Origin of the sequence: Sorangium sp. So ce295 (assembly GCF_051527405.1) — a bacterium.
GTDB lineage: Bacteria > Myxococcota_A > Polyangia > Polyangiales > Polyangiaceae > Sorangium > Sorangium cellulosum_B.
This window is the reverse complement of sequence record NZ_CP150324.1, coordinates 13323953-13341907: the sequence shown is the minus strand read 5'-3', so window position 1 is coordinate 13341907 and position 17955 is coordinate 13323953. Positions and strand designations below refer to the sequence as shown.

10 protein-coding genes and 1 pseudogene are annotated in these 17955 nt (G+C 69.4%); 4 read left to right on the top strand and 7 right to left on the bottom strand.

Translation table 11 applies throughout. The features are described 5' to 3' along the window. Positions 1 to 119: 119 nt before the first annotated feature. The 4 genes from WMF11_RS50435 to WMF11_RS50420 form a co-directional block, all read right to left on the bottom strand. A complete protein-coding gene (locus WMF11_RS50435; RefSeq protein ID WP_437975851.1) occupies positions 120 to 1796 on the bottom strand; it encodes a tannase/feruloyl esterase family alpha/beta hydrolase in 1677 nt (558 codons plus the stop codon). 183 nt (positions 1797 to 1979) lie between these two features. Further along, entirely contained in the window at positions 1980 to 4142 is a 2163-nt protein-coding gene (locus tag WMF11_RS50430; protein ID WP_437975850.1) for an FAD-dependent oxidoreductase, read from the bottom strand. Between the two features lie 24 nt (positions 4143 to 4166). Continuing rightward, positions 4167 to 5153 carry a UbiA family prenyltransferase gene (locus tag WMF11_RS50425; protein ID WP_437975849.1) on the bottom strand — a complete coding sequence of 329 codons (987 nt, stop codon included), beginning with the start codon at positions 5151 to 5153 and terminating at the stop codon, positions 4167 to 4169. 187 nt (positions 5154 to 5340) lie between these two features. After that, positions 5341 to 6045 (bottom strand): iron-containing redox enzyme family protein, encoded by a 705-nt coding sequence (locus WMF11_RS50420; protein WP_437975848.1) that lies wholly within the window; start codon positions 6043 to 6045, stop codon positions 5341 to 5343. A 1164-nt stretch (positions 6046 to 7209) separates the two neighbouring features. Between WMF11_RS50420 and WMF11_RS50415 the strand changes: the two genes are divergently transcribed. Continuing rightward, positions 7210 to 9636, top strand: a complete 2427-nt coding sequence (locus WMF11_RS50415; protein ID WP_437975847.1) for an aldo/keto reductase — start codon at positions 7210 to 7212, stop codon at positions 9634 to 9636. A 102-nt stretch (positions 9637 to 9738) separates the two neighbouring features. On the opposite strand, the gene WMF11_RS50410 is transcribed toward WMF11_RS50415, so the two are convergent. After that, complete coding sequence (locus WMF11_RS50410) at positions 9739 to 10782, bottom strand: formylglycine-generating enzyme family protein (protein WP_437975846.1); 1044 nt, start codon at positions 10780 to 10782, stop codon at positions 9739 to 9741. A 257-nt stretch (positions 10783 to 11039) separates the two neighbouring features. Here WMF11_RS50410 and WMF11_RS50405 point away from each other — a divergent pair. Continuing rightward, positions 11040 to 11953: pseudogene (locus tag WMF11_RS50405) on the top strand (pyridoxal-phosphate dependent enzyme). A gap of 759 nt (positions 11954 to 12712) precedes the next feature. On the opposite strand, the gene WMF11_RS50400 reads toward WMF11_RS50405, so the two are convergent. After that, positions 12713 to 13168: a GNAT family N-acetyltransferase gene (locus WMF11_RS50400; RefSeq protein WP_437548022.1), complete on the bottom strand. Its 456-nt coding sequence runs from the start codon at positions 13166 to 13168 to the stop codon at positions 12713 to 12715. Positions 13169 to 13749: 581 nt separating this feature from the next. Between WMF11_RS50400 and WMF11_RS50395 the strand changes: the two genes are divergently transcribed. Both WMF11_RS50395 and WMF11_RS50390 read left to right on the top strand, forming a co-directional pair. Beyond that, positions 13750 to 14637, top strand: a complete 888-nt coding sequence (locus WMF11_RS50395; RefSeq protein ID WP_437975845.1) for a Kazal-type serine protease inhibitor family protein — start codon at positions 13750 to 13752, stop codon at positions 14635 to 14637. A 178-nt stretch (positions 14638 to 14815) separates the two neighbouring features. Beyond that, the gene (locus WMF11_RS50390; RefSeq protein ID WP_437906166.1) at positions 14816 to 15157 is read left to right on the top strand and encodes a hypothetical protein; all 342 of its coding nucleotides are present in this window, start codon (positions 14816 to 14818) and stop codon (positions 15155 to 15157) included. Positions 15158 to 16382: 1225 nt separating this feature from the next. Here WMF11_RS50390 and WMF11_RS50385 read toward each other — a convergent pair. After that, a complete protein-coding gene (locus WMF11_RS50385; RefSeq protein WP_437979414.1) occupies positions 16383 to 17657 on the bottom strand; it encodes an MFS transporter in 1275 nt (424 codons plus the stop codon). Positions 17658 to 17955 lie beyond the last annotated feature (298 nt).

Genomic DNA, 17955 nt, shown 5'->3' with positions numbered 1-17955 from the left:
CGTCGGCGTCGTGCAAGAGGAGATCGAGCGCGTGCTCCGTCGCGAGCCGACTCACCCCAAGGCGGTGGGGCGGGGCGGAGTGGGCCGCCGTGGTCACGCTGGCGACGCCCGCGGCCGCGTCAGGGCGCCGCGCACTCGAACGACGCGGCGTCGTCCGGATCTCCCGCCCCGCGATACCTCGCGAAGGTTGGATACCTGCAGAGCGGTCGCGTGCGCCCCGGCACGCCCGCCAGGTCCGTGACGACCTCGGCGTCACCAGGGTCCTCGCCGGCCTCGACCCACCTCTCGAGCGCGCTGAGGCCATCCCAGGACACCTGGAAGACGGTGCTCACGGAGTGCTGGAACCCAGGGACCTCGTAGTAGCGCAGCATCGCGCCGGCGGCCGTCGCGCCGAGCGACGCCTGCAACCCGTCCACGTAGCGCTCCGTCGTCCGCGGGCTCGTCAGCATGTCGCCCGTGCCATGGAGCAACAGGAGCTTTCCGCCCCGCGCGGCGAAGCCGCCCATGTCGGCGTCGCCCACGTCGAGCGCAGACAGCTCCTGTACGCGCGTAGCGTGGGGGCCGAACGTCCGCACGTCGAAGGTCCGATAGTCGAATGACGGATCCCTGACGACGACGTGGCGCATGAAGCCGTCGACGAGGGCCGCCGCGAACGAGCTGGTGAGCGGGTCGACAGGAAAGGTCGGCGCGCGCGAGCCAAGGTCGACGGACTGCACGTGAGGCTCCAGCGGCGAATCGGTCCCGACGCCCTGTGCAGCCGAGTACACGTTGAAGCCAGCAAACTCGGTGTCACCGTTGGCGAGCGGCGACGCCAGCCGTACGGGCGCGTCGATGGCCTCCAAGGCGTGGATCTGCGGATCAGACAGGCACGCGTCGCCGGTGTCCTCACCACCCATACAACGCAGCGCCGTCACGTCGAATCGCCCGTTGCAGCTCGCCACGTCGCCGACCACGCCGTCGGCCAGACCGTCGAGAGCATCGCATTCAGCCAGCACCGCGTCCCATACGAGGCTGCGCTTCGCCGCGCTCGGGAACGCCCCTGGAGCCGACAGCGCCTGCAGCGTCGCGACGAGGCCGAGCGTCAAGCTCACCACGTCGCGCGCCGGGTACAACACGAGCGCGCCATCCCAGTCGGCCGGGGAGCGCGCCGTCGCGAACAGCGCTTCGCGCCCGCCCGTCGAGCTCCCCACCGCGTAGAAGCGCGCCGCGTCGCCCCCGTAATACGCCCGGATGATCTGGCCCGCCACGTCGCGCGCCTTCTTGGGGGCGTCGGAGAGCCAGTTGCGGTAGGCCTCCTCGTTCGCGAGCGCAGAGGCGTCCGCGCCGGGCGAGGCGGCCGTCGATTGGTGTCCACCATCGCTCGCGAACACGGCGTACCCGCGCGCGAGCGGCGTCGGCGCGAGCGTGTTGAGCGAGTTGCCCGTCACGTCGGGGATGACGCCGTCGAAGCCGCCGCCGCCGAGCCACACCGCCTTCTCGTTCCACCGGGTCGGCAGGGCTACCGCCAGGAGGATCGACGGCGCCTTCGGATCGACGGGGAGCACCTCCGCCGAGACCAGGCAATGCTCCGGCTTCGTGACCTGCCCGTCGGTGCGCGCCGGGACCTCCACCGCGGATACGATCTTTGCACCGCCCGTGGGCAAGCCGATCTGAGCCGCCGTGAACCGCGTCTCCGCGAGCCCGGCGCAGCTCCCAGCCTGGTCGTCCTCGCCAGGCTGGTCGCCCACGCATCCGAAGAGCGTGCCTGTCGTTATCGATGCGGCGCACAGCGCATTCATCCCGCGTCTGAACCTCATGTCGCCACTATCGTGCTGGCGCCAGCGATCGTCAATGCGCGCTCCTGATAAGCTGGTTTCCAGCCATGAAAAACGAGCAGGCCGAGCCGCGGCCCGCGTTTATCGTTTTTGCAAACCGAATTGGCGCCGGTGCGCGTTGCGCGGCAGCTCGCCCAGCCTCAGTGCCGGCGCATGCGTGCGGCGTTACGCCGGGTTCGCCAGCGCGAGAGTGGCCCAGGCGGAGGTGACGGCCCCCCTGTCTCGGCAGTGAAAGAACATCTTCTCGGCGGGCCCCGTCTCGAACCAGTAATAGAGCATGGGCTCGCCCTCCCAGCCGTCGGGCTTTTTGCGCGCGCGAAGCCACGATTTTGCCTTCCGGAGGGCGGCCGTGCCCGCTTCGCCCAGGGCTTCGAGCGCGAGCACCGCCGCCGAGGTCTCGAGCACCGTCTCGCCCCAGCTGCCGTCGTGGCCCTGGGTCGCGAGAATGAAGGCGGTCGCCCGCCATAGCTGGGGGCGGTACCTCTCGCCGTGAATGCCCAAGAGCTTGGCGGCGTGCAGCGTCGTCACGAACTTCGAAGAGAACCAGATGCTGCTCCAGTAGCCTTCCGGCTCTTGCAGCCCCGCGACGTACTGCGTGCAGGCGCCGACTTCTTGCGGGTAGCGCTCTGGCGCGACGCGGTGCAAGAGGTGGCCGGCGTGGGCCGACACGTACACGGAGGGCCCGAGCCAGTAGTCGGCGAGCCCCTGCGCGCACCCTTTGATCTCGGCCCGGCGCTCCGACAGGCTGTGAAACGCGCCTTGCGGCCGAGAGTAAAAGAGCTCGACCAGGCGGTCTAGCTTCGGCTGAAGTACGTCGCGGCCCACGCCCGCCGCGAGCAGGCCCTCCAAGACGAGCAGGCTGTCGTCGGCCGTCACGCCGAAGCCAACCTGATACTCCCACAGCGATTCGCGCGCGCTTTGCAGCAGATATTCGGTGAGCGGCCGGCTCGGGTTCGCCTGCAGCAGTAGCCCGTAGTAAGAAATGTTGCACTCGCTCTTGGTCTGAACGAACGCGGGCCGCTCGCCCGCCAGTCGGTAGATGGTCGTCTCGATCAACGTCTGCGAGCGAAACGCCTCGACCTCGGCCGGCACGTCGAGGTACGCCCGCACGCTCTCGGCCGCCCTCTTGCCAGACTGCAAGGCCTGGGTCGTGCCAAAGGGCAGAACGTTGTCTGGCTCGACGAAGACGTAGTCGCCGGCCAAGAAGATGCGTTCGCAGGCGCGGGCCTCCCAGTCGGTCCAATCGGCGTAACTCGCGGGCGAGATGCGAGGGCCTACCGTGGCCCAGCGGTGCACGTCCGCGAAGCGGAGCGTCTTCTCGGAGAGCGCGCCGACCTTCAGCGCGCGGGCGTGCTCGAGCGTCCGGCGGACGATCTCTTCGTGCGGCAGGCCGCTCAGCGCCTCGGACGCTTCGCCCACGTAGTACACGAAGAGGGTGTCGGGCTTGCCGTCTCGCCCCCGGTGCTTGATGACGGTGTTGAACGGCAGGTCGGGGGTGACGATGTAGCTGAAGTCGGCGAGGTCGGCGCCCTCGAGGCCGAGCACCACCACGGTGCCTTCGCCGTACCGGAGCGAATCGAGGAAGACCCGGCACCGATCGTTGGTGAGGGTGGTGACGAGCCGCCTCGCCACCGGCGCCGGCGCCGTGCACACCACGGCGCGGGCGGCGAGGGTGTGGGTCTCTTCGCCGCGCCGGAAGATCACCTCGACCGAGCCGCCCTTCTCGGTCAGCGAGAGCACCTCGACGCCGGTCTCGAGCCGGCCCTCGAGCGGCCGCGCCAGCCCCTCGACGAGCGAGCCGTTCGCCGTCTCGTAGTGCCGCGTGGGAAACTTGATGAAGGCGTCGTGCTGCCGCTGCGGCAGGTACTCTCTCATGTCGCCCGGGTGAATGAGGCGAAAGAAGCTGTTGAGGTGCCGGTATGCGCCCGGCAAGAGGGTGCTCGCGTCCTTCTCGGGGTCGCTTTCGAACGCGTCGAGCGTGTCGAGCTCGTGCGGCGCCAGGTCGAGCTGGCGCAGGCACTCTCTCACCGAGGTGCCGTAGTGAACGTTGCCCTGGGCGAAGAGCCCGATGCGCTCGCTCTCGTGGTGCAGCGCGGGCGTCCGCAGGGCGATCGGCGCCGCCGCGGGGTCGTAGGCGAACACCGCGCCGAGGTCGTAGAAGCTCTCGCCCGCCGACTTCGTGTAGACGCGGCCCCCCGGGCGCGGCTCTTTCTCGAGGACGATGATGTTCCGGTCGCGCAGCGCGTGCGCGGCCGCCAGGCCCGCCAGGCCGGCCCCGATGATGGCCACGTCATAGGGGCCCGTGTTCTCGTGTTCGAAGAGTGTCACGTCATCCTCCCGCAAGGTTGGCGCCTACGAGGCGGCGTCGAGCACCACGAGGCTGACGACGGTCAGCAGCCGGCTCCCGAAGAAGGTCACGTCGGGTACCGCCAAGCGCAGCACGCGGTCTCGGTGTTGATCGAGCGGCGCCGCGAGCAGCGCGACGACGCTACCCCGCCAGAGAACGGCGGGCGCGAAGCAGACGAGCAAGAGCCTGCGCTGCTCGGGGCCGGCGAGGGCGCCGGTGAGCGAGAGCCCCGCCGCGGCGGCGAGCCAGAGCAAGGCCGCGGCGAGGCTGCTGCCCCTGCGCCCGAGCAGCGCGGCGAGCGTCTTGAGGCCCGCCCTCCGCTCTTCGGCGGCGTCGACGGCGCTCTCGGAGAGGAACACCGCGTACTCGGACAGCGAGACGAAGAAGAAGGCCGGGCCCCACGCGGCCAGCGCGCGCGCGCCGCCCGAGGTGTGCAGGCCAAGGCCCGCGCCCCAGAGGGCGAAGTAGCTGACCAGGCAGGTCAGAAGGTGCCCCCACCAGTACGCCTTCAAGCGCCTGGCGGCCGCGGTGCCGGGTGACAGGTAATTGTAGGAGTAAAGCACCGTAAGCGCGAGAAACGCGCCGAGCCCGAGGCCGGCCAAGGCGCGCCCCCGGGCCAGCAGCCAGCCGATACCGGCCGCGCTCGCCAAGAGCTCGGCCGCCAGGGCGCGGACGGTGAAGGTGCGGCTCACCGACAGCCAGCGGTAGAGCTCGGGCTTGGCGCTCGCGTCGAGCTCGGCGTCGGTGAGGACGTTGACGTGGGTCATGAACGCGGAGCTCGCGAGCAACGTGAGCAGCGCGACGGCGGCGGCGCCGGCGTCGACGGGCGCGGGCGAGACCAGCATGCCGCCGAAGAGGAGAAGGGTGAGCGGCAGGTTTTTCTTCCAACGCGCCGCGCGCCACAGCCCGAGAAAGGCAGGGGGCGGGCGCGCGGCGCTCGTGGGGCGCGAAACGGTAATGGAAGGCGGCGAATGGAGCGAGGATGTCGGCATGGTGGTCCTGCCAGGCGCGCGGCGGCGGGCTGGGCTTTGCGCAATGGCCGTTCGGAACGCCGACGAAGTCGGGGTCGTCGCGCCCGAACGGTCGAAGCCGGTTTTGCTCGTAAGGTCGTTAGGATCCGGTCCAAAATAACTTTTGTGCGCGGCCCATCGCACTTCGCCGGCCCCGCCGGCCGAGGCCTCAGGCGAACGAGAGGCGGTTCAGCGCGTCGAAGTACCGCCACATGGCGCGCATCATCTCTTCGGCCGCGCCCCAGAATTGGCGCAGCCGCTCGGGGTCTTGGGGCAGGTGGCGGGGCACCTCGTAGATGCCCTGGACGTGCTCGAGCTCGACGACGTCGTGGCACTGCGACCAGCGCATGGCCCCCTCCGACAGCCCGAGCCGCCCCATCACCTGGCTGATATGAACGGTGATGTCCGAAGCGATGATCTCGGTGCCGACGTAGGCGCCGAGGCTCTGGTCGACGTCGTCCGAGCCGAGGCACTGCTTCAGCTCTTGAATCAGCCGCTTCTGCGGCTCGCGCATGAACTCCATCGCCGCGCCGTCGGCCCAAGCCTCGAGCCCCTTGACCATGTCGCGGTACAGGTTGGGGTGGCCGTCGTCGGTGAACTTGCCCCGGCCGAGCTCGTCGTGCACCTGGCTCACGAGAATGCTGACCACGGGCTTGTTGGTGTCCCACAGCCGGTGCGCCAGCAGAGTGAGGTAGCGGCCCAGCACCTCGCTGAACTCGAAGCCGAGCTGCAACATCGTGCGCAAGAACCGAGGGTCTTTGGCGTCGGCGCGCTGAAAGAACGGGTGGTGGCGCATCATCAGATGCCCGAGCCGCTGCTCAACCTCACTGACCACGGCGCCCGGCCGCGGCTCGATGTTCGTCGCAAGTTCCATGGTTCACTCCGTGACGTTCGAAGCGCGTCGCCGAGGCCGCCCGGCCGGCGCGCGGTGCCCCCGCGCGCCGGGGCGCCCTCGCGCGGGCCGAGCCCACGACGGCGCACCACGGCCGCCGAGCGCGACGGCCTTGTCCCCCCACGAGGCGCTCTCGGCGACCTCGTGCGACGAGCTTGCCTGCCGCGGCCCCGGCGGTCGATTGGTTATTTTCGCCAGACCCTGTGCGCCGGTGCACGGGGGGTCACGAGCGCCTCTCGCTTTCGATGGAGGCTTATGCGCGGCGCCTGCCGCGGCTGACATCGCATGCCGCCTTCTTCATCGCTCGCTCCCCGAGGACGCCGCCTTTACGTGCAGCAGGACGCGAGCCGAACCCGCGCTCGACCCGGCGCCGCCCCGATCGAGGTGGTCGGCGGATGCCGCACCTGCAGGACCGCGGGCGCACCGTCGACCTGCGCGTGACATCAGGGCCCAGGTGAGCAGCTTCGCGCGCCGCGCGGGAGCTCTGGCCTCGCGCCGCACGGCCTCGCGCCGCAACCTGGGTCGGTTCAAGGATGTCGGGGGCGAATCGCCACGCTACTGTTTCCGGCGACCGTTCGCCCTCGAACGGTTGTTCTGGCGGATCCCCTGGGATCTCGGAGGGGCATGACGGCGGATCGTCCCCCCTCGGGAGGCGTGGGCCCACCCCGGGCCCTGGGGAGCTCGCCGTGACCGAGCCGTCGCAATCGACGACGGAGATGACGCCGCGCCCGCGACCGCGGAGCTCACGAAGGGACCCGCCGGCCGGCGCGGGTGATCATCCGATCAAGCCGATCGATCCGTTCGATCCATCCCTCCGCGCGCTCCAGCCACCACGTCCAGGCCTCGGAGGGTAGCCGCGGGGGGCGGAGCGTGCGTGGTGTGGCGCGCGGCGCCCCGGCCGCGGCTGCTTGACTGCGCGACCGAGGTTCGAGAGAATCTCAACAGGTATGTATTCAGCCCTCTTTCGGAACGTGCTCGTCGAACCGCTCGGGCCGGACCCGCACGCCGGGTGGTGTGGCAGGGGACGCGAGGGATCGCCTCGGGCCCCTGTGCCGATTCTGGGGTCCCTTCGATCGGCGGGTTTGGAGGATCAAGATGGCTGACGATCGAGCTCTCGCGTCCTTCTTAGACACTTCTCCTGCGCCCGTGGCCGAGCCAGAGCCGAGCGAGGCCCTGCGCGGCGCGCTCACGTTCGGCACCTACCGAGTCAGTGGCGAGACGGCCGCGCGCTTGGTGACGAGCGCGCTCGAAGCGGGGGTGCGCAGCGTCGACACGGCCCACCTGTACAAGAACGAGCCGGCCGTATTCGCTGCGGTGCGCGCCTTCGAAGCCGCGCATCCCGAGCTGCCGCAGATTCGTGTTTGTACGAAGATCTTCAAGCATCTGCTGTTCGATCAAACGTTGCGGGCGGTCGAAGGCTCTGTCGTGCGGCTCGGTCGCGCGCTCGATTTGGTGCTGCTGCATCGCCCGCTGCCCGCCGCGATGTGGCGCGCGCTCGATGCCGCGGTCGCACGCGGATTGGTGAATGAAATCGGGATTTCGAACTATTCCGCTGCGCGTTTGAAGGAGCTGCTGATGCTCTGCGACGGCGTGACAGGCGAGCCTTGCCGTCGCCCCGCGGTGAATCAAGTGGAGCTCCACCCCTTTGTCGGACCCGTGCAGCCACTCTTGGCGCTGTGCCGCGCGGAGGGGATCCGCGTGCAAGGACACACGGTGCTTGCGCGCGGGCAATTCCTCGAGTTTCCGCCGCTCGTGCGCCTCGCGCGGTCGCTCGGGGTTTCGACCGCGGTGGTCATGCTGCGTTGGGCACAACAGCTCGGTGCCGAAGTCGTGTTTCACACGACCCAGGCGCAACATCTGCGTGAGGTGATCGACGCGACGCGCGCCGCCGAGCCGGTGCTCAGCGCGCTTCAGCTGGCCGAGATCAGCGGCTACTATGGTTTCGAAACGCGTCGCTTCTTTCCGGAGGCGGCCACACCCTCGCTCGACGCCGAGCTCGGCGAGGTGACCGACACCGGGACCTACGTCGAACGGGTGGCGACGCGCTTGGCCGAAGATCGCCGTGCCCTCGAAGCCGGGCTGCCCGTGTCCGACCTGGCGCTGAACCTGCCCGCGAACTCCAATCGCCAGCTCTCGACGGACCCCGTGGCCAACCAGCTCGCGCTGCGTCTCTTCCCAGTCGAGGGCGACAAGACCGCGGTATCCAGCTATGGGCGTTTTCGCGATCTCGTGCGCAAGCTGCGTTCGCGCGCGCAAGCACAAAGAGAAGCACAACTCAAAAGCAGGACACCGATCTGCTCGCTCAAGCCGGGTCACCCGGCACTTCGTCCGCTGCGTTTCGTCGACGGCGAGCCGGTGTCCATGGCCGTGGCCTATCCCGAAGCCATGCCGGTAGAGGTCGCGCCCGCGCACGAGCTCGCCCCCTTCTTCGACTTTCTGCGGGATCCGGAGCGCCTCGGCTCCTCGCCGCCGGATCTCGGCGAGGCACCGCTCATCTTCCAGCGCGGCGCTTACTACGCGGACGAACGCATGGACCTGTGCAAGCAGGTCGTGGGGCCCGCTCACATCGCCGCGCTGTGCGAAGCCGTGGAGCGACCGTTCAGCGCGGCGCACGCGCCGCGCTGGGGCCGGGTGCGGCACTTCCTGCTCGGAAATAACATCGCGTGCCAGGGCGCGGGCGATGAAGGGGCGCGTGCGTTCGCGCGTCTGATGTCCAATCCCGAGGTGACGATCGAGACCTGGTACCTCGCAGGCAATTGCATCGACGCGGAGGACATGGGCATCATTGCCCAAGCGCTCGAAGACAACCGCCATGCGCGCGCGTTGTGGTTGAAGCGCAATCCGCTCGGCGCGGGAGGCGCAGCGCATCTCGGCCGTTTGTTGGCCAAGAACAGCACCCTGTCGCTCCTCGACGTGCACAACACGGGTCTATTCGACGAGGGCATCGAAGCCTTGGCGGACGCCTTCGAAGCCGCAGGTGGCGTTCTGCATCTCCGCCACCTGTACGCTGCTGCCAATGCGTTCTCACCGCGCAGCATCGCCGCGCTGCGCCGTCTGTTCAGCAGACAGCTGCCAGAACCGAGCTCGCTCGTGTCGCTGTCATTGTCGCTCAATCGCTTGGGCAACCCGGGCTGCGATGCGTTCGTCGACCTGCTCGAGACCGGTGCGCTCGCCCGCCTCGAACGCCTGGATCTCGGCTCGATCGGCCTCGATCGACCGGATTTGACGCGGCTCGTGGACGGACTCATCGCCCACTGTCCGAAGCTTCGCAGCCTGAACCTGGGCACGTACCTGAGCACGCGCGACCTGGGCGAAAAGACCAATCTGCTTCGGCCGGAGGTCAGCGCGCTCGTTCGCTTGCTTCGCGAGCACCCGGCGCTCGAGCTGCTCGACGTTTCGATCTGCGGCTTACCCCAGGCCTCCATCGACGAGCTCGTCGCTGCCTGCGGCGCCCACCAATCGCTCCACGGCGTTGGCGGCCATGCGCTTCATCATACGGAGCGCGAACGGCGCTTCTTGAAGCACCCCGAGCGCGTGCTGCACATCGACTCGATCTATCGGGGACGGGCGTAAACCTGGCGGCCGCGGCGGTGCGCGTCGCGGGATCCACGAGCCACGGGCCCGGGCGGTGCCAGGGCGCGGTGGTGTCGTACCCGTGACGGTAGAAGACGTCGCTCACGGATCCCGCGCGCACCGGACCCCGATGCCGGCTGCGCGGTTCGTCGGAACCCGATGGTCGCGGGTGGAGAGGAGCAGCGCCTCCGGGACGCTGCGCCAGCCGCCGCCGCGCATCACCCGCTCCGTCCCGCCCGTCGTTACGGAGCAGTCCACGCAGTCGGGCGTATAATCCGCGTGCCAGTCCAGCGCCCACTCCCACACGCCCCCCGCCAGATCCGCTTGCTTGAACAGCCCGTCTCCCTGCGGTGACCTCGATCCGACCGGAAGGACGTCCTCGATCACGCACCCCGCCACATCGCTACCATTGCAGGCATAGATGGCGTGGTCCGGATCGATGGCCACATCGTCCGGCGAGGCGGACCACGGATATGGACGCTGCTCGGCGCCGCCGGCCGCCGCGTAGCCCAGCTCCGCGTCTGTCGGCAGCCGGCCGCCGTCCCACGCGCAGAACGCAAACGCCAGGTGCCAGCTCACGCAGTTCATCGCCAGGCGCTCGTTCGCGCCGGGCTCGTCCGTCCACACCCACGCCGTGCCCTCCGAATCGCAGAGCAGCCCTTCCAGGAGCTTCGCTCTGTCCGCCGGCAGATGTTCGTCCCACGTCGCGTACCACCCGCTGCCCGCGATCCTCGGGTGAGCGCCCGCGTCCACAGCTGGCCGGCTCCCGGGATACGCGTCCACGAACGCGCGGAACCGCCCCAGCGTGACCTCGAACCGATCCAGCAGGAAGTCGCTCACGGTGGCCGGGAAAGCCGGGTCGTTGCTCCGGTTGAACGTGCCGCCGGTCACCAGCTCGCTCGCGCAGCAGCTCTCGTCTTCCGCCGGCCCGCACGTCGCAGGCAGCCCGACGCAGCGACTGCCGGTTTCCACGCTGCCGCCACCACCACCACGGCCGCCGCCGCCGTCGGCGCCGCCGCCACCGCCACCGCTGCCGCCGTGCTCCTCTACTGGATGGTAGGGCTTGTCCAGCCCGACGATCGTCGTGCACCCGACGCCCGGCAGGCACAGCGCCACCCAGGACCACCGCGCAGATCGCTTTCTCATGCTCGTATCTCTGTTATCGAGGCGAGAGCCAGGAATCAATAGAGCGCTGCTGGATGGTCGGACGGGCATCCTCGTGTGACGCGCGCGGGCGCGGCTCGGCCGCAGGACGCGCGAGGTGGATCAAGGGCCGACATCCACGGCCTCGAGGCCGTAGCGCCCGAATGAGCAGAGCGCGCGGTCGCCGGAGAGATGCCCTGAGGGGTGTTCCACGAACGAGTTGACGATGCGCGCCGAGGACCGTAGCTTTCGCCGCCCAAATGGCACCAAGCGGTTATCTCGAGCGAATCCTGCGCGCCCGCGTCTACGACGTGGCCCAGGAGAGCCCCCTGGAGGATGCGCCGCGGCTCTCCGCGCGCCTGGGCAACCGCGTGCTGATCAAGCGCGAGGACCTGCAGCCCGTCTTCTCCTTCAAGCTGCGCGGCGCTTACAACAAGATCTCCTCGCTGAGCGCGGCCGAGAAGGGGCGCGGCGTGATCGCCGCCTCGGCGGGCAACCACGCGCAGGGGTGGCCCTCGCCGCCCAGCGGCTCGGCATCCGCGCCTGCATTGTGATGCCGACCACGACTCCCCGGATCAAGGTCGACGCCGTGCGCGCGCTCGGCGCGGAGATCGAGCTGATCGGGGATTCTTACGATGAAGCCTACGCCCATGCCAAGACGCTCGAAGCGAGCGAGGGGCTGACCTTCGTGCACCCGTACGACGACCCGGACGTGATCGCGGGTCAGGGCACCATTGCCCTGGAGATCATGCGCCAGCATCGCGGGTCGCTGGACGCCATCTTCGTGCCCGTGGGCGGCGGCGGGCTGATCGCCGGTATCGGCGCGTATATCAAGCATCTGTACCCCGAGATCGACCTCAGCATGGACGAGATGGCCAAGTTGCACGTGCGCTACATGGTCGGCGGGCGCGCCCCGACAGCGAACGAGCGGCTCCTACGTTTCGAGTTCCCGGAGCGCCCCGGGGCGCTGATGCAGTTCCTCACGCACATCGGCGGGCGCTGGAACATCAGCCTGTTCCACTACCGCAACCACGGGGCCGCGTTCGGGCGAGTCCTCGCCGCCTTGCAGGTCCCGGAGCCGGAATACGACGAGTTCGACCGTTTTCTCACCGACCTCGGTTATCCATTCATCGAAGAGACGAAGAATGCGGCCTATCATCTCTTCTTGAGATGATGAAACACCAGCACTCGCCGGTGGGGATGTACGTCACGTCCGTCACCCAGACTTGGTTGGGCGCTTGGTGGGCGTGCTCAGGTGAGCGTCGACTCTTGCCCGCGCGGACTCCGAGCGCTTGACCCAGGCGTGCGCGTGTCGGAGATCCTGTCGGACGCTCCGAGGGCATGTCGGACGATCCGGACAGCCACGTAGGTCTCGAGCGGCACCCACCGCCCGCCGTCGGGTCGGACCACCTCGATCGCCCGTAGCAGGTGGCTGAGCAGCGACACGTCGCCGTGGCATCGCGTCGGTCGACCCGCATCTTCTTCCCCGGTCGACGCGCTCCGTGCACCAGCGCTCTTCCGGCCTCGTCTTCGATGCCCTGCACCTTGTGGCTTCCGAGCATGCCGGCACGAAGGCGCTCGTGACGTTCAACGGCTCAGACTTCCTCCGGTTGGCCGCTCCGACCTCGCCGCGCGTGGTGATCCCTCCGCCAGAGGCCCGCCCATCCCTGCCTCGATGACCCGCAGGTTCGCGCGCTGGTCCTTCGCCCACTTTTCGGCGCTGCCACCGAACGGCCCCGCCTCGCGGTGCCCCAGGTCGAGTAGCCCGCCCGGAGGTCGCCGCGTCTCCGACGCCTGCTCTCCGTGTTCACGGAGACCAAGCCCCGGGCCGACCGAACATCCAGTACGACACGCCATCGAGGACGAACAGGATCCGGAGATCGATTCACGTTGCCGATATCGTGGAGGCTCGGCCAGCGCGAGCGGCGGCGCGTCAGCGCGACAGGTCGAGCTCGAAGAGCGGGAGCAGCCGGCCAGGGATGCTGGCAGAGCCCTTCTCGCCCACGCGCCGCGCGCCGCAGGCCTCGTAGAACCGCCCGGCGTTCGGATCGCCCTGGATCACGAGGACGCGGTACCCGCGTCGCCGCGCTTCGTCGCGCGCGTGCGCCAGGAGCGCGCGGCCATGACCGCGCCCGATCTCCTCCGGCTCGACGAAGAGGTGGCCGAGCTCCACCCGGGTCGAGCTCAGGGCCTCGAGCGTGTAAAACCCGAGCGCCTCGTCTCCGCGCACCAGGACGAAGGTCGGATGCCGCGCCACGTACGCCGGCGAGATCGAGAGCTCCGCGCGGCACGCCTCCATGAACTCGCGCGTGTAGCCCCAGTGCGCCTTGGAACGGAGGGCGAGCGCGCCGAGGAGCTCAGCCTCCTCGGGGCGAGCGGCCCGGATCACGGGGACCTCAGGCAGGCGAGCCGACCGGGCGCGCCGGGGACGGCGGCGCGCCGGTCTCCGCCGGGCGGTGTCTGCTGGCGCAAGGGCATGGCTTCGGCATTCTAGCGACAGGCTCCTGACCTCGCGATGTGCTGCGAGCGGACGTCAGGCGTGGCGCTGCAACTGCTGAGGAGCGCGGTGAGGGCGGCGCAGGAGGCGGCGGGGCGAAGGCGGCGGTGCATCCGCGCTCCCTACCAAGAACCGCGGGCCGGAGTCCCCTGCGGGGCGCTGTCGCGCAAGTTGCGCAAGCTCGCGCCCATTTGAGCAAGCCCCTGCCCGATCCGGACCGCCCGGGGACCGCGGAGAGGCGTGAACCCCGCAAGAGCCGCGTGGCCCGACTCCTGCCAAGGGAACCACGCCTCCGCAACACGGCGACGGACCCCCGATGGCGCGTCGCCGAGGCCTCCTCGACACGGCGATCGCCGCGTCGAGCAACGCGTCGATCGTTCGCTTCGACGCTGCGGATGTCGCCGCCGCGGAGGGAAGTGCTCGTGCATTGCAACCGCCTCGCCGGGAACGGCGCGGCCCCATGGAGAGACATCATGAACGTTCAGCGTCGTATCAACAATCATCGATTCGCCTCCGCGCTCTGGCTCGCGCTCTCGATGGCCCCGTTCGCCGCGGGCTGTCAGGTGGAGGTGGCCGACGAGGCCGTCGAGCCGATCGCCTCCGAGGCGCAGGAGGCGAGGGCAGGCGGCACCATCTCGGTGGCCCTCTGCGGCGGCCTGCTCGGCCTCACCTGCAAGCCCGGCTTCTTCTGTGATTACGAGATCGATTCCATGTGTGGCGCGGGCGATCAGTGGGGCGCCTGCACGCCCATCCCGAAGATGTGCACGAAGGAGTACGACCCTGTCTGCGGCTGCGACGGCAAGACGTACGGCAACGAGTGCGCGGCGAACGCGGCGGGCGTGTCGGTGGCGTCGCTCGGCGCGTGCGGGGCTCCCGAGGAGCAGGCGTGCGGCGGCATCGCCGGCCTCGCGTGCGAGCGCGGGTTCTTCTGCGACTACGGCCCGGAGACCCAGTGCGGCGCGGGCGATCAGACGGGCACCTGCGAGCGCATCCCGGAGGCGTGCCTGGACGTGTACGACCCGGTCTGCGGCTGCGACGGGAAGACGTATGGCAACGCCTGTTACGCGAACGCGGCGGACGTGTCGGTTGCGTCGTCCGGCGAGTGCGGGGATGTCGGGGAGCAGGCGTGCGGCGGCATCGCCGGCCTCGCGTGCGAGCGCGGGTTCTTCTGCGACTACAGCCCGGAGGCCCAGTGCGGCGCGGGCGATCAGATGGGCACGTGCGAGCCCACCCCGCAGGCCTGCCTCCATGTGTACGCCCCGGTCTGCGGCTGCGACGGGCGGACGTACAGCAACGCCTGCACCGCGAACGCGGCGGGGGTGTCGGTGGCGTCGCGCGGCGCCTGCGACGCGCGCCTGTGAAGCGCGGCGCCTGCGACGCGCGCCTGTGAGAGGGCGCTTTGGACACCCTCTGCCATACCGGCGGTGGAGCGGATGATCCGATCGACGCACAGCAGGGCGTCGGCCCCTCGATGCCCCTGAATCGAGGGGCCGACTGCGCCTCGCACCGCGCTGAAGGAGGCGCGAAACCGCCTCCCGCGTGCGCACTCTTCAGCAAGTACGCTATACGCCCATCGGGCAGGAGCTCGATTCGATCGAGTGCGAAGGCCGGGCGGGAGCAGTACCGCACGAGCCTCTCGCGCGCGGGTCGTCGACCGCCGTCATCCGCTGCGATGCGCACCGCGCAATGCACGTCGAACTCCAGAATCAGGCGAACCAGGGCGCACCGCCGAACGAGCTCGTGGATCTGGTGGGCCGCACCACGCCGGGCATCGACAATCCGAGCCCCGAATTGTTGATACAGCGTCGCTTTTTCTCGAGGGATGCGGATCGCGTGAGGTTCTCTATGTCAACCAGCGCGTGCATCGTGGCCGTACGGTGATGCCGCGGGCCCTTCACCGCGGGCGACGCGGCGGTGCAGGGCGCTCCGTTGGGCCACACCGAAGCCACCCGCGGCGGCGTAAAAGGCGGAAACTATTAAAATCGCTGCTGTTTTCGGCGACCGCTCGCCATCGAGCGGCTTTCTGGCGGGATGATTTCGCGGGGGCGAACCGGTGCGATCCGTCGCTTCCCTGGGGATATGGGGGGAGCGTGACGACGGATCGCACCCCCTCGGCAGGCATGGGCTCAACCCGGGCCCAAGCGTCAAGCCTCGGGCCTGGGGAGCTCGCGTCGGCCGACGCGTCGCCTCGGGCCCTCGTGGTTGCCTCGCTCGCCGGCCCCCTGAACCGCGCCGTCGCCCTTGGGGATGAGGAGGCGGCGCGGATCGTTCACGAGGCGAAAGGGAGGCTGCTCGGCCTGGTGCCAGCACCGGAGGGGAGAGAAAGGTCGCGCCGACGGTAGCACGCCGCATTGACGAGGCGCCCGGATAGGACAGGTGCGGAGATCCGCGGAAACCGAACTGTCTTGGCCTTGGCCGGCACTGTCGGAGATGGCGGCCGATGTGGCACAGGACAGCTATCCAGCGAGCTCCGACGCCACGAGCACGGGGACGTCCGGCGGGGGCGGCGGCTTGCCCGCTTGCGATGATGGGCAGACCTTCTGCTCCGGATCCTGCGCGGACACGAGCTCCGGCATCGCCCACGCATCGTGAGCGAGCTGATCGAGTCGGCACCACTCATGGCGTGTCTGTCGGATCGCGAGCGGCTTCTCCGCTCGATGCTGCGCCGCGCGACCGGGCAATGTGCTCTTGTCTTTGTTGAGCTCCTCGTGACGGTGAGCGACTGGTCCACGAGGACGTCGTCGCCGAGCTCGACCCAGTTCGGGTGTGCGTAGAAGTCCTGCACCGCGTGAAGCGAACGGGAAAGGGCCAGGCGACACCTCGCCACGCGCGTCCGCGCAGGGCGCGTGCTGGTCGAGGCTCCTTCCGGGCGAGTTTGCGGTGCAGGACCGTGGTTATCGGCTTGGCCTGCCCAGGCCGCACGGCACCACCATCACTGCGTCATGAACCGTCCGCGCGACGCGGGCGAGGTCAGCGCTCTCTCCGCCACGCGGACGGAGCCCACTGCACTGCCACGCGACATTCGCTCGCTGGCCTTGCGGACGCTGGGTAGAAGTTGCGGATGCTGGCGGCGGCCTGCGGCCGCCAGGCCTGATCCGCCGGCGCCCTACCAGCCTGCCAGCCGGGGGACGAGCACCCGGATGCTGACGCCGGCGATGAGCAGGCAGCCGGCCAGAAACAGCATGGGGGCGAGCTGGCTGCCGGTCGCGTCGTAGATGCGCGGCACCACGTTCTGGGCCACGAAGCCGCCGAGGTTGCCCACCGAGTTGATGGCGGCGATGCCAGCGGCGGCGTGCGGGCCCGCGAGGAGCTTCTGGGGCACGCTCCAGAACACCGGCTGGCCGGCGAAGATGGCGGCGGCGGCGACGCACAGCAGGGCGAACTTGGGCGCTGCGCCCGGCACGACCACGCTCAGCACCAGGGTGACGGCGCCCAGCAGCATGGGGCCGGAGATGTGCCAGGCGCTGACGCCGTTGCGGGCGGCATGGCGCGGCACCCACCAGAGCGCCAAGGCGACGAAGACCCAGGGGATGACGTTGATGAAGCCGTTCTGGATGTTCGAGGCGCCGAAGCCCTTCACGAGGGTGGGCAGCCAGTAGCTGAGGCCGTAAGCGCCGAGCGGCAAGCCGACATACAGGCCGGCGAGCGCGATCACTCGTATGTCCAGCAAGGCCCGCCAGGGGGAGCCTTCCGCCTGTTGGCGGGGCTCCGCGGCGAGGGTCCTGGCGAGCCAGGCCTTCTGGTCGGGGGTGAGGAAGCGGGCCTGCTCGGGGTGGCTCGGCAGGCGCCAGAGGACGTAGGGCGCGAGCAGGACGGCGGGAGCGCCGGTGGCCACGAACACCCACTGCCAGCCAGCCAGTCCCAGGAGGCCGTCGAGATCGAGCAGCGCGCCGCCGACGACCGAGCCCACCGCGTTGGCCACGGCGCTGGCCATCATGAAGGCGCCGATCATGCGGGCGCGGTGCGCATGCGGGTACCAGAGGGTCAGGACGTAGAGCACGCCCGGGAAGAAGCCGGCCTCCGCCACGCCCAGCAGGAAGCGCAGGACGAAGAACATGGCCGGGCTCTGGGTGAACCCCAGCGCGATGGTGACGAGGCCCCAGGTGCCCATGATCCGGCTGAACCAGACCCCGGCGCCGACGCGGACGAGGATCAGGTTGGCCGGCGCCTCGAACAGGAAGTAGCCGAGGAAGAACAGCGAGGCGCCGAGGCCGTATGCGGCTTCGCTGAGGCCCAGGGCGCCCACCATCTCCAGCTTGGCATAGGAGACGTTCTGCCGGTCGATGTACGCGATCAGGTACATCAGGCAGAAGAGCGGCATCAGGCCACGGGTGATCCGCTTCAGGGTCGCGGCGCCGATGTCCGGGGTCGCGACGCCCATGTCCGGGGCCGCGGGGCCCATGTCCGGGGCCGCGCCCCCTGCGTGCTGCATGCCATCCTCCAATCCTCTCGATAGGCTAAGAAATCCAAACTCGATCCGAAAGTCAAGCTCCTCTCGTAGCGGCCGTCCAATCGTACAGCCACGCTGCATGCGATGGTTGACATGCGCTTGGCTGTGGGTTGCCGTGTCGCCGCTCCGCGGAGCGGCTACTCCTGCGGAACAGCCATCTAAGCGGATAGGCAACCATAGAGCTCTCGCGCGTCTCAAGCGCCGCGGGAACGACGCCTGGCGAGCCGTC